Below are 11,795 nucleotides of genomic sequence, written 5' to 3'. Positions count from 1 at the left end.
TTACCTCAGCGTCTGCAGCCAGTTGAACGAGCCGCCTTCGGTCACAGCCGAACGGCCCTCGCCGTATTGGGCGGTGGTGAGCGTGGCCTTCAGGACCGGGTTGCCCAGCGTGACGGCGGCGCCAAGGGCAGCGCCCGGCCGGATGAACGGGGTGACTTCAATGTCTGCGGCAACACCGGCACCAGAGGCCACCGCGCCGGTCGCAACGCGGTGGTAGGCGTAGCGGATTGGATTGGCGCCATAGGTGAAGCCCAGCAGGTCGCCGCGGCTGAGGATGTAGCCCGCAGGCAGGCCGGAAATATCCAGCTCGCGGTTGTTCGGGTTCAGCGCCTCGATGACGGGTGCGGAGCTGCCAAGGATGAATTTTTCCGGGTCGGCTGCCGGGTGCGGCTGGCGGGTGTCCCACAGCAGAAAGGACGCGCCGGGTTCGTCCAGCAGCGACAGGCGCGCCTCGATGGCGGCAATGGCGCTGTGGTGGTCCTTGTCCAGGACAATGCGCCCGCCCCACAGGCGGCTGCCGAGCCGGTGCTTGATCACGTCGCCGCCATGGGTTTCCGACGTGGTATTGGCAGCACCGGGCCGGGAGGTGATCCGGGCGATGGGCAATGTGTCAAAAAACTCGCTGAGGGGGAGGGGCCAGGCCAGTGCCATCATCAAACCTTGTATGGATCTTCAAGAGTGTCTTTCACGGTCGAGCGGGCGGGGCCTTGGTCGTAGTCCCGGACCACCTCGACGCTGATTTCCGAGGCGCGTTCTTCCACCACCGCCTCGAACATCGGTGAAGGCAGAAGGCGGACTGTCATGGCCGGGCGGGCTTGCCCGGCCGCCGCCGACGGGGGCGCACTGGCGGCGGCGCCGGGAACAATTCCGCTTGCAAAACCGGGGATTTCAACGCCGTCATTCATCGCCTGCAGGATCGGGCGGTAGCGGCGGGTGGCCTTGGCGGTGATGACGCTTTCACCAGCAGACAGCCGTGCCCGCACTTTGTCATCCCGGTTGCCGCCATCGCCGTAAACCATGCCAACAGTGCCGTCTGCGAAACCCAAGGCATTCAGGATGATATTCCCGCCGTCGCTGCCGGTGCTTTCACCACCGCCAAACAAGCCGCTGCCGATGTTGAAAAGCTCGGCAAGAGGCCCCTTGCCAAAGAACACGGCTTCAGCGGCGGCGCGGATGATTGCTTCTTTGACGCGGTCCCAGGCGTCTGCGGCGGCATCGCCGCTGGACGTCAGCGCATCGCCCAGATCCTGGCCGGTTGCCTTCAGCCAATCAGCGGCCTCTTTGGTTTGCTCTAGTGCCTTTTCTTCTTCCAGCCGTTGGCGGATGATGGCTTCAACCGCCTTGCGTTCTGCATCGGTGGCGTCCTTCAAAACGTCCCGGTGCCGGATCATTTCCTGCATAACCGGGTCGGTTTCCTTCAGGACGTCCAGGCGCTCCCGCTCCCGCGCGATCAGCCGTTCAATGGCCTTTCGCTCAGAGTCATGCTGACCGGCACCGCCGCCCCGCTTTTTCCGCGGGTTCGAAGGCAGATCCACGTCCGGCAGGCCCTGGTCGCGGTAGATGTAATCCGGGTTTCCGGCGCCTGCGCCTTCGCCGCGCGGGTCGTTGAAATCCGGGTTCGCGCGGATGCGGCCCATGATCTCGTTGCCCTGGGCTTCCAGCAGGTTGGTTTTCAGGCGGTGGGCTTCATCCGCGGCCAGGGTGATATTGCCCGCCATATCGGCATCGGCCACACCGTTGGCAGCATCCCAGGCCGCCATCAGCTCGTCCTTCAGCTCCTCGGAAATCTCCTGCGCGTCAACCTGCTGCTGATAGGCGCGCCGCCGCGCAGGCGGCCTCAAGGTCCTGCGCCAGCCCCTCCAGGCGGGTGACATCCACGTCCGGGACTGCGGCAATCTCCGCATTCAGGCGCTGCTCGAAGCTTCGAACACGTCCCAGAGCCTCTTCCCATCGGTTCTCCAATTCCGCCGCGATGAGACGGTTATCCGGGTCACAGGCGGCGTAGCGCCGTTCCGCCAGAGATGCGTCGTACCGGGCCTGCTGCAACTCCATCTCGAGCACCAGCCGCTTGTCTTCCACGGCTTGGCTCAACATGGCACGTGCCTCGATAGCGGCGTTGATGGCAATTGGCGCCACGGCCTCAAGAACGGCCTCGGTGATGAGCTTGTCGGCCCGGAACCCGCCGAAGGTGATACAGCGCTTCTGTCCCAGAAGAAGGTTGGGGGTGTCGCAGCGGTAGACAGGGCGTGGACTGCGGCCGGTATAGACCACATGCAGCCGCCGCCCGCATCTCGAACAGCAGAGGAGGCCGGCCAGAAGCGCGCCGCCGCCGCGACCGGATTTGACCCCGCCGGCGCGCCCGAAAGCGTTCCTGGCCAGCTGTGCCTGATTGCGTTCATACTCCTCCCAATCGATATAGCCGGGGTGGTGATCCCTGATCACCACATCCCAGTCTTCGGGGGATTTGCGGTTCTTGTAAGTGACATGCGCGCGCCCGTCCCGGATTTCTGCTTGCCGGCCGGTCTTACCATAGGCGTAGACGCCCGCATAAAACATGTTCTTCAGCACGCTGATCACGTTGCGGTAGCGAATGGGCTGCCATTCGAAGCTCGTCAATCTGATACCATCGGAGGGTCTGGGGAAATGAACGCCCTCGGCAGACATGGCCAGAAGTACCTGCCGGGCACTTCCAAGCTCGCGAAACCGGCAGAAGATCTGCCGGACGACCTCCTGGATCCGGAGATCGGGATCGAACATCACCCCAGCGTCACGATCCCACAGATAGCCGGTCGGCGGGGTATAGCGCAGCTCTCCGCGGCGCGCTTTTGCGCGGGCGGCTTCAACCATGCGCGTGCGCAAGACGCCAAGCTCGAACTCGCTGATGCTGCCCTTCATGCCCAGAAGCAGCCGGTCATTGGGATGACGCGGATCGTAGACGCCGTCATGGTCCACGACACGCGCATCGACCAGGCCGCAAAGCTCCAGCATATGATGCCAGTCGCGGCCGTTGCGGGCCAGGCGCGATACTTCCAGGCAGAAGACGGCGCCGATCGAGCCCGAACACAGCATGGCCACGAGCCGTTCGAAGCCGGGGCGGGCGTGACAGCCACTGGCCGATACACCAAGGTCGTCGTCGATGACATCGATCCCGGCAAATCCATATCCGCGGGCCATCTCGACAAGATCGTATTGCCGGCGCTGGCTTTCGAGGTTCGTCATAACCTGGCTCTGCGTCGACTGGCGCACGTAGATCACCGCCTGACGCTTCAGCAGTTCCGGTGGAAACGTGAGGGCCATGTCATTCATTGCTGTGCCCTCCCGGACCGGCTTTTGCCGCGGTCAGCAGCAATTGCGCCAGGGCTGTCACCATCGACCGGTATTCCGGTTCCGTCAGCGATGGTGCCGGCGATAACGGCAGCGGCAACTGGGCTGGTGTCGAGGATCTGTGATGCTTCATTCGGGGCCTCCATGGGTGACCCGTCACCATTCAACCCTCGCCGGAAACCGAGGTGCCCGAGAACCGAATGAAGTTCGAAAAGCGCATCCGTGGACACCAAAGGTGCGCCAAGCTCGAAACTCTGACAAACCGAAGCATCCAGAATCCAAGCGGGTGCCAGGATCGCGATCCCCGCATCGCGCTCGATCCCAACATGTTGGCCATCACAGCGATTGAGCGTGCGGAAAACCTTCACGTCCGAGCCAAAATAGGCATGCCATCGATAATGAACCCGGTAAACTTGCCCGACATGGGCAGAATGAACGGGAACTGGCCCTGACCAGGAAGAACGCACTTTTTGCCGGTCACGACGAAGGCGGCCGCACCTGGGGCCGCATCGCTTCGCTCATCGCCACGGCGAAGATCAGCGGCGTCGCACCCTTCGCCTCCCTCCAGGCCACCCTCGAAGCCATCGCTGCAGGTCACCCTGCCAGCCGGCCGGCGAGCTCCTCCCCTGGAATTTCCAGCCGTCAAGTTGAAAGCCCGGTGCTCTCCAGGCGCCGATTACGATCAGCTCCAGCTCCGCATAGCCCGGCCAGGCATCCGGAACTTGCACCCGGCCCAGGCTGATGCGCGGGTTCCAAAGGGGCAGCGCCTCGGCCGCCGGCTGAAAGGCATCAACCAGAGTTCCGCCGTTCAACGGCTGGTCGATCACAGCAGGCAAATGGGACCCGTAGTCACGCAGCATGGCCAGCGTGCTTTTGGAGGTCGGCAGAATATCAAGGATCGACTGTGCCTGATGCACATCGCCCTCGGAACTCAGCCGGAAGGTGCCGGGCGCGCCGTGCCGCGGGATGGAGCGGGCCGGGATGGCGCCCGGAAGGACGGCCTTGGCAAGATCTCGGGTTGGTGCGCCAACCCTGACCCATTCGCCTGTTTCCAGCGGCCGCCAGGAATGGTTTTCTGCGGGCTGCTGGGTCATCCAGAGCATGAGCCGGGTTTCCAGGCCGCCGCCGAAATCAACGCGGGCACTGCATTGCCGTGCCGGTTGTTTTATGCAAGATGTTTCGCTAAATATGAAAGATCTTACGCATATGGCGCTTATTCACAAAAAGATCTCCGCGCTTTTGACGGATATGAACCTGTCCAACCGGCAGGCGGCGCTGAAATGCGGGATCCCCTATGGCACTTTCAACAGCGCGCTGAAGAACGAGCGTGAGATCGGCTGGAGCATGCTGGATGCGCTGGCGCGCGGGCTGGGGGTGTCGTTTCACTATTTCTCGTCGGACACTGCTGGTCTCGAGCTGCTGCCGGACCGCCGGGCGGAGGAGGCTGGACGCAAGGCATTTGAAATTCTCAATGCTCAATTGCAATCGGCTGCCCGCTCCCGCCAGTACCGCGGCTGCGACGTGTCGCTGCAGGACTTCCTGGACTGGTGGTTTGCCAACAGCGGCCGCCTGGAAGGCTTTGACCAGCTGCAGCATCAGGTGGACTTGTTCAGCCCGCCGGATGCGGAGAAGAACCGCATTCAGCCGATCAAGTCAGGTCCGGCCAGCCTGGCCTCGATTTGTTTTGAGGTGGCAAGCAGCGAGCAGCTGCGGAGCACCCTGAACGGGTTCAGCGACAGGCTCAATTCTGATCTGGTATTGGCGCACAGCGAGGCGATCAGCCGCGGCGAGCCGGTGATCACCCATCCGTCGATCGACGTGAACCTGCTGAACGGGCGCCGCTTTACCCGGCAGTACCGGCGGGTTCTGGCCCCGGTATATTTGCCGGACGGCAAGCTGATGGTGGCCAATTTCTCACAGGACATCAAATTTGGCTAAGTCGCTTTGCAGCATGTGTTCCATTTCCAGCCGGGACGCGCCGACAAACCATTCGGTGCTGCTGCGCACCTCCGGTTCCGGATCGCGCCACTTCTGCGCCCGCGGAATTGCCCGGCTGAAGCCGTAGACCAGGTCCAGCCGGGCCTGCATGTGGCGATCGGGGATGAAGGCGTAGATCCAGTCCACATCCCATTTCTGGATCGCCAGGATTTGAAAGATCCGCATGAAGGGCTCCAGCCGCTCCGCCCGTCTGCCGCGGTGGCCAGGCAGAAAGTTCAGCTCGCCGATATAGGCCAGGCGGCCGCTGACCTCCCGCGCCAGCGGTTCTGCGACGCTTTCAACGCCGCCGCCCGCATCGTTGGGAAACTGATGCCGCGAGGTGCGCAGCAGAAACTCAGCCAGGGTTTCGCGGCCCAGGTCCTGCAGCATCGAGGCCGCACCGCCGACATAGCTGTCGCCCTCCTTCAGGAACAGCCAAAAGGCCGAGTTGCGGGTGTGGTCAGCCCGTTCGATGGCAAAACCCGGCATCTGGAACCGGCGGCCGGTTTCGGCGGCGGCCTCGGGCACTTTCTCAAAATCCGTGAACATTTCGACCTGAAGGCCGGCCTGCGAAAGCGCGTTCAAATACCCCGAAAGCGTTTTGCCCAAATCCAGAAAGTTCATAAAGGTCCCCCGTCACAAAAATTATGTATCCGGATAGCCCGGATCGTCTCCTGACGCCGCCTCAGAGTGCAGGTTCACTAAAATCTTAACTACTTTTGCGGTAAATTGTTTGAAATTCAAACTGAACTCTCCACCGCTTGTATTCCGGCCGCCGGGAAAGGGTATCGCTTGTTTTAAATAGCAAAAGCCCGGCAACTGCGCTGCCGGGCTGAACTGTGTCAAAGATGCTATTGGTTGTGTCAACCGCGGCCGCGGTAGGGGGGCACGCCTTGGTCGGGGATCCAGACGCCCTCAGGCATCGGGCCGGTTTGCCAGAACACATCAATCGGAATGCCGCCGCGCGGATACCAGTAACCGCCGATGCGCAGCCATTGCGGCTGCAGGAAGTCCGCCAGCCGGCGGGCGATGGAGACCGTGCAATCCTCGTGAAAGGCGCCGTGATTGCGAAAGGAGGTCAGGAAAAGCTTTAGCGATTTGCTTTCCACCAGCCACTCACCGGGTACGTAGTCGATCACCAGATGGGCAAAATCCGGCTGGCCGGTCATCGGGCAAAGGGAGGTGAACTCCGGCGCGGTAAAGCGCACGTTATAGGCCGTGTCGGCCTGCGGGTTCTGCACCCGCTCCAGTTCCGCCTGTTCCGGGCTGGCCGGCACCACGGTATCGCCGCCCAGCTGTTTCAGATTGCTGTAGATGCTGTCAGACATGTCAGGGTTCCTATGTTCAGACGCCGCGTTTGTTGCCCCAGACCAGCACATGCAGCTGGGGCAGGACGCGGGGGGTGAACCAGCCGTCGCCGGTCACTTTTTCAATCAGCCACAACAGCCGGTCGGTGGCTTGGTTCAGATCGACCGGCAGGGCCGGATCAACTTCCGGATTGCCGGGCTGCAGATACAATGGCAGTTCGGGATGGCGCTCCGCGGCGGCCTTGGCCCAGGCGTAATCCTTGTCGTCAAAGATCACGATCTTCATTACTGCCTGGCCGCAGCCCTTGGCGGCTTCAAGACATAGGTCGAAGGCTTTCCAATCCACCCTTTCACCGCTGGACGGCGGCTTGGGGCTGAGCACCAAAGTGTCAAGATCACCAAACCACGGCTTGCTGACGGACCCTTGGGTTTCGCAGGCAAAGCGGTAGCCTTCGGCCTTGCCGTAGGCGATCACCGGGGCGAAGTCCTGGATCGCCGGATTGCCGCCCGAGATTGACACCGTCAATGGGTTGCCGCCGGACAGGCGGCGCACTTCGCCCATGACTTCCTCTGGCGCCATCACCGCCCAGTCGTGGCGGTAGGCGCTGTCCACCGCATGCATGCTGTCGCACCAGGAACAGCGGTAATCACAGCCGCCGGCACGGACAAACACCGTAGGCTCCCCAATCAATGCGCCTTCGCCCTGGATCGTGGGGCCGAAGATTTCCGCGATGCGCAGGGTCATGGCCTGAACTCCGGCCTGTACTCCGCCCAGGTTTTGGGTGTTTCGGAAACCTTCACGGCAGCGACCTCCGGCCAGCGCGCATGGCACCAGTCATAGAAATGCTTGGCCATGTTTTCAGCCGTTGAATGGCCTTCCAGCACATCGTTCAAGTGCCGGTGGTCAAAGGTTCCGTCGATGTATTCTTTCAGCGGCTTCAGCTCGTGATAGTCGCGCACAAAGCCATCCGCGTTCAGCTCCTTGGCCGCAAGTTCCACCACCACCACGTAGTTGTGCCCGTGCAGCCGGGCGCATTGGTGGCCGGACGGCAGATGTGTCAGCTGGTGCGAGGCGGAGAAATGGAACTCCTTGGTGATCCGGAACATCAGGCACCGTCCTTGGCGGCAATCGCCTGCTGCCAGAATTCGGGGTCGGCGTAGTCCGTCGGATCTGCGATGTCCGCCAGATGAAATGCCTCGCGCCGCTCGACGCAGGTGCCGCAGCGGCCGCAGTGCTTGTCGCCGCCCTTGTAGCAGGACCAGGTATCGGCAAAGGGGGTATTGTGCTTGGCACCGGCGGTCACAATGTCGGCCTTGGAGCGGTGCACAAACGGGGTGTAAAGCCGCACGTCGGCATAGCCATCCAGCGCGGCGCGCTGCATCGCATCAAAGGCCTCGGTGAAGGCCGGGCGGCAGTCCGGATAGATGAAGTGATCGCCGCCATGCACTGCCGTGGCCACGGCCTCATCGCCATTGGCGGCAGCGATGCCATAGGCGATTGTCAGCATGATGGCGTTGCGGTTCGGCACCACGGTAACCTTCATGGATTCTTCTTCGTAATGGCCGTCCGGCACATCGATATCATCCGTCAGGGCAGAGCCGGAAAGGGCTGCGCCGATACCGCGCATGTCGATGATGTCATGCGGCACGCCAAGCCGCTCAGCGGCGGCGGCGGCATAGTCGAGCTCCTTCTTGTGGCGCTGGCCGTAATCAAAGGAGACAAGGCGGGTCAGCTGATGTTCATCAGCAACCATATGGGCAAGCGAAACGGAATCCAGCCCGCCCGAGCAGATAACGATAGTCTTCATGTTTGTACCCTTGTTTTGGTGACCGGGTAGGCTGCGACCGGTGCGGCGCATATAGCGTTGCGGGTGGTATCGCGCAAGAGGCGGGCGGATAGCGCACTTTTTGCAGGTGATGTTGGAGATTCTTGAAAATGTCTTTTGGGCCGGGCCAGCGGCACGGCCCGCGCCTGACCTTCCCGTCGTGCCGGAGTCATGCTTTCAGCATGACGAAGGCGCCTTCGCGCCCTCCCAAGATACCGTAATGGGGCGTTGCGTGATTCTCCGGCGTCAGAGGTGTCTGATAGGTTTGAGAGGCCTTGTTGCACAAATCGGGTGAGGGATTCACTGCGTGAATCCAGCGTGGTAGCTGGGATGCATGAGCAGTTGGGCCGCTACGAGATACAAGACCACGAACTGGTCGTCTTACAATGAAGCACTGAAGCAACGCGGATCTCTGACCATCTGGTTTGATCCGAGGATGATCTGGACGCCGCCGCCGACTGGCAAGCGCGGTCGCCGGTGCCAATTCAGCAACGCCGCGATCCAAACCTGTCTAACCCTGAAAGTACTGTTCGGGTTGCCACTGAGGCAGACGACGGGCTTCGTGCAAAGCCTTCTGCGGCTGGTCGGTCTGGACTGGGCCGTGCCGGACTTCAGCACCCTGTGCCGTCGGCAGCGGAAGCGGAACGTGAGTATCCCGTTCCGCGGTGGCGCGGGCCCGCTGAACCTTCTGATCCCCTCTCGTGACATCACTGCGTGATGCACTGCCGGGCAGCGGACAGCACCGGCATCAAGGCCGAAGGCGAAGGTGAGTGGAGTGCGGAGGATCAGAAAACAGTCCGGGGGACTGTTTTCCCGACAAACGCGCAAGCACGGAGGCCCCAAGCGGCGCCTCTGGCGCAAGATGCATATCGGAATCGATGAGGAAACGCTGGAAGTCCGGGCCACCGGGGTCACCGGCAGCAACATCGGTGATGCGCCCATTTTACCCGATCTCCTGGACCAGACCCCGGCTGACGAGCAGATCGGTTCGGTGACTGCCGACGGTGCCTGCGACACCCGCAAATGCCACGAGGCGATCGCCGCCCGTGGTGCCGCCGCTGTTATCCCGCCCCGCAAGAATGCCACACCCTGGAAGCCAACGAGCCCGGGCGTGGTGGCACGAAACGAAGCCCTGCGCGCATCAAAGTATCTCGGCCGCGCCATCTGGCGGCGGTGGAGCGGATATCACCGCCGGAGCCGGGTCGAGTCAAAGATGAACTGCATCAAGCTGCTCGGCCAATCCCTGATGGCAAAAGACTTCGAACGCCAGGTTGCCGAGCTGCAAGTTCGCATCGCCGTTCTAAACGGCTACACCGCTCTCGGTATACCTGTCACAGTGCCCGTAGAGTAAATCCGTCCGGGGAAAGGGGCCCTGCGATCAGGCCCGGATTTGTGCAACAGCGCCCTTCGCCAACCTCAAGGCCACCCTCGAAGCCATCGCTGCAGGTCACCCTGCCAGCCAGCTCGACGAGCTCCTCCCCTGGAATTTCCAGCCGTCAAGTTGAAAGGCCGGTGCCCTCCAGACGCCGCTTACGAAACACTGGAAGTTCGTGCCGCCGAGGTCTCCACCAGAAATGTCGGTGACGCGCCGATGCTGCCCGAGTTGCTCAACCAAATCCCGCTGGATCTGGGCGTTGGGTCAGTGACTGCTGACGGGGCATACAACACACGCAAATGCCATGTCGCAATTGCTGCCCGTGGCGCTCATGCCGTCATACCGCCGCGCTAGAATGCCAAGCCTTGGAAACCCACGGGCCCTGGCGCCATCGCCCGCAACGATGGGGTCAATGCCTCGCGCTATCTCGGCCGAACCATCTGGAAATGCTGGAGCGGATACCACCGCAGGAGCCGCGTTGAGAGCAAGATGCACTATGTGAAACGACTGGGCAAATCTTTGATGGCACGTGACTTTGATCGGCAAGTCGCGGAAGTCCAGATCCGTGTCGCCGTATTCAATCGCTACACCGCTCTTGGCATACCCGCCACGGAACCCGTAGGGTACGACTGTCTGGGGGAAGTGAACCGCACCGGGTTTGCCGGAGACTGATTTCAGTTAGTTACGCGGCAATGTCCTCAGTTTCCAGAGCGGCGTAGAAATGGGCCTCTGCTTCTGCCGGCGGGATGTGCCCAATGGGTTCAAGCAGGCGGCGGTTGTTGAACATGGCGTAATCGCGGAGCGAGTCGTTCCGGCCTTCTGGACAGATGAACGAGCGGCTGCCCGCGCTACGATGGGAAGGGGCTCGGGAAGAGCTCCTGACCAAGGCAACAGGCGGAGAACAACCATGGTGCAGCATGTCGGGTTGGACGTGTCTTTGAAGGAAACTGCAATTTCCATCCGGGAGGACGGCTCCCGGATCTGGCGGGGAAAATGCGTTTCCGATCCCGGAAGCGTCGCGGAAATCATCCGAAGGCACGCTCCGCGGGCGGAACGGGTCGTCTTCGAGAGCGGCCCGCTCGCGACGTGGTTCTACCACGCCCTGACCGCGGAAGGCGTTCCCGCCATCTGCATCGAGGCGCGCCATGCGCAGAAGATATTGAACGAAACGCTGAACAAGACGGATGCCAATGATGCAGACGGCCTTGCCCGGATCGCAGAGGCTGGGTTCTACAAGGAAGTCCGCGTCAAGGCGTTCGGCTCGATGCTGGCGCGCACGCTGATCGCGATCCGCAGCCAGATCGTCGGCATGTCGATCCAGCTGAGCAACCAGATCCGGGGCGTCATGAAGACGTTCGGGCTGATTGTGCCGAAGGGCAAGGGCCGGGTCTTCGAGGCCAATGTCCGCGCTCTTCTCGACAGAAGGGATGATCTGGCGCGGATCATTCTGCCGCTGCTCGGGGCATGGCGCGACATGCGCAGCCACGCGGCCGAGTTCGACCGGCAGTTGCTTGCTGCCGCGAGGCACGACAAGGCAGCGGTCTTGCTGATGACGATCCCGGGCATCGGGCCGGTGACGGCCCTGTCATTTTCCGCCGCAGTGGAAGACCCGGGCAATTTCCGACGGTCGCGCTCCGTTGGGGCGTGGCTCGGGCTGACCACGCGCCGATACCAGTCGGGAGAGGTCGACTATGACGGCCACATTTCCCGCAGGGGCGACCGACATCTGCGTAGCCTGCTCTACGAGGCTGCAGTCGTGATGCTGACGCGCAGCAGGGCCCGGAACGACAGTGTGCTCCGGACATGGGGCTTGGCGCTGAAGGAACGTATCGGGCTCAAGCGCGCAGCCGTGGCCGTCGCACGCAAGCTGGCGGTGATCATGCACAGCATGCTCAAGACCGGCGAAGCCTTCAGGCCGTCCGGAGAACCCGCGACAATTTAGACCGGAGCCCGCCAGCCGGGACCGGCACATGCGTGCTGCGCCGT

13 protein-coding genes and 3 pseudogenes are annotated in these 11,795 nt (G+C 62.3%); 6 read left to right on the top strand and 10 right to left on the bottom strand.

The genetic code is table 11. The features are described 5' to 3' along the window. From K3557_RS10615 to K3557_RS10600, 4 genes are read right to left on the bottom strand one after another with little or no spacing between them, the layout of a single operon-like run. Nucleotides 1–654 (bottom strand): hypothetical protein, encoded by a 654-nt coding sequence (locus K3557_RS10615; protein WP_259993791.1) that lies wholly within the window; start codon nucleotides 652–654, stop codon nucleotides 1–3. Next, nucleotides 654–1,841, bottom strand: a complete 1,188-nt coding sequence (locus K3557_RS10610; RefSeq protein ID WP_259993789.1) for a hypothetical protein — start codon at nucleotides 1,839–1,841, stop codon at nucleotides 654–656. The genes K3557_RS10615 and K3557_RS10610 overlap by 1 nt, the downstream gene beginning before the upstream one ends. Beyond that, nucleotides 1,798–3,306 (bottom strand): recombinase family protein, encoded by a 1,509-nt coding sequence (locus K3557_RS10605; protein ID WP_259993788.1) that lies wholly within the window; start codon nucleotides 3,304–3,306, stop codon nucleotides 1,798–1,800. The genes K3557_RS10610 and K3557_RS10605 overlap by 44 nt, the downstream gene beginning before the upstream one ends. Further along, complete coding sequence (locus tag K3557_RS10600; RefSeq protein WP_259993787.1) at nucleotides 3,303–3,692, bottom strand: hypothetical protein; 390 nt, start codon at nucleotides 3,690–3,692, stop codon at nucleotides 3,303–3,305. Before K3557_RS10600 ends, K3557_RS10605 begins: the two co-directional genes overlap by 4 nt. 68 nt (nucleotides 3,693–3,760) lie before the next feature. Between K3557_RS10600 and K3557_RS10595 the strand changes: the two are divergent. Both K3557_RS10595 and K3557_RS10590 read left to right on the top strand, forming a co-directional pair. After that, a pseudogene (locus K3557_RS10595) lies at nucleotides 3,761–3,975 on the top strand (transposase domain-containing protein); the annotation flags it as partial. Between the two features lie 537 nt (nucleotides 3,976–4,512). Further along, nucleotides 4,513–5,262 carry a helix-turn-helix transcriptional regulator gene (locus K3557_RS10590; protein ID WP_259993786.1) on the top strand — a complete coding sequence of 250 codons (750 nt, stop codon included), beginning with the start codon at nucleotides 4,513–4,515 and terminating at the stop codon, nucleotides 5,260–5,262. Here the strand turns inward: K3557_RS10590 and K3557_RS10585 are convergent. The 6 genes from K3557_RS10585 to queC are packed head-to-tail and all read right to left on the bottom strand — an operon-like array spanning nucleotide 5,239 to nucleotide 8,416. Then, on the bottom strand, nucleotides 5,239–5,925 hold the full coding sequence (locus K3557_RS10585) for a hypothetical protein (protein ID WP_259993785.1): 687 nt from the start codon (nucleotides 5,923–5,925) through the stop codon (nucleotides 5,239–5,241). The two genes, K3557_RS10590 and K3557_RS10585, sit on opposite strands and share 24 nt — an antisense overlap. Nucleotides 5,926–5,946: 21 nt before the next feature. Further along, nucleotides 5,947–6,147 (bottom strand): hypothetical protein, encoded by a 201-nt coding sequence (locus K3557_RS10580; protein ID WP_259993784.1) that lies wholly within the window; start codon nucleotides 6,145–6,147, stop codon nucleotides 5,947–5,949. A gap of 17 nt (nucleotides 6,148–6,164) precedes the next feature. Beyond that, nucleotides 6,165–6,629 carry a preQ(1) synthase gene (gene queF, locus K3557_RS10575; protein ID WP_259985085.1) on the bottom strand — a complete coding sequence of 155 codons (465 nt, stop codon included), beginning with the start codon at nucleotides 6,627–6,629 and terminating at the stop codon, nucleotides 6,165–6,167. 16 nt (nucleotides 6,630–6,645) lie between these two features. After that, nucleotides 6,646–7,353 (bottom strand): 7-carboxy-7-deazaguanine synthase QueE, encoded by a 708-nt coding sequence (gene queE, locus K3557_RS10570; protein ID WP_259993783.1) that lies wholly within the window; start codon nucleotides 7,351–7,353, stop codon nucleotides 6,646–6,648. Next, a complete protein-coding gene (gene queD, locus K3557_RS10565) occupies nucleotides 7,350–7,715 on the bottom strand; it encodes a 6-carboxytetrahydropterin synthase QueD (RefSeq protein WP_259993781.1) in 366 nt (121 codons plus the stop codon). Before queD ends, queE begins: the two co-directional genes overlap by 4 nt. Then, nucleotides 7,715–8,416: a 7-cyano-7-deazaguanine synthase QueC gene (gene queC / locus K3557_RS10560; protein ID WP_259993779.1), complete on the bottom strand. Its 702-nt coding sequence runs from the start codon at nucleotides 8,414–8,416 to the stop codon at nucleotides 7,715–7,717. Before queC ends, queD begins: the two co-directional genes overlap by 1 nt. Nucleotides 8,417–8,768: 352 nt before the next feature. Between queC and K3557_RS10555 the strand changes: the two are divergent. The 4 genes and pseudogenes from K3557_RS10555 to K3557_RS10545 all read left to right on the top strand — a co-directional run bounded on the left by K3557_RS10555 (nucleotide 8,769) and on the right by K3557_RS10545 (nucleotide 11,751). Next, nucleotides 8,769–9,785 (top strand): annotated as a pseudogene (locus K3557_RS10555) (IS5 family transposase). 37 nt (nucleotides 9,786–9,822) lie between these two features. Further along, on the top strand, nucleotides 9,823–9,939 hold the full coding sequence (locus tag K3557_RS20590) for a transposase domain-containing protein (protein WP_409201218.1): 117 nt from the start codon (nucleotides 9,823–9,825) through the stop codon (nucleotides 9,937–9,939). Between the two features lie 29 nt (nucleotides 9,940–9,968). After that, nucleotides 9,969–10,481, top strand: a pseudogene (locus tag K3557_RS10550) (IS5 family transposase); the annotation flags it as partial. A 235-nt stretch (nucleotides 10,482–10,716) separates the two neighbouring features. Further along, a complete protein-coding gene (locus K3557_RS10545) occupies nucleotides 10,717–11,751 on the top strand; it encodes an IS110 family transposase (protein ID WP_259993778.1) in 1,035 nt (344 codons plus the stop codon). Nucleotides 11,752–11,795 lie beyond the last annotated feature (44 nt).

Origin of the sequence: Leisingera sp. M523 (genome assembly GCF_025141335.1) — a bacterium.
GTDB lineage: Bacteria > Pseudomonadota > Alphaproteobacteria > Rhodobacterales > Rhodobacteraceae > Leisingera.
This window is presented reverse-complemented; position numbering and strand designations above follow the sequence as displayed.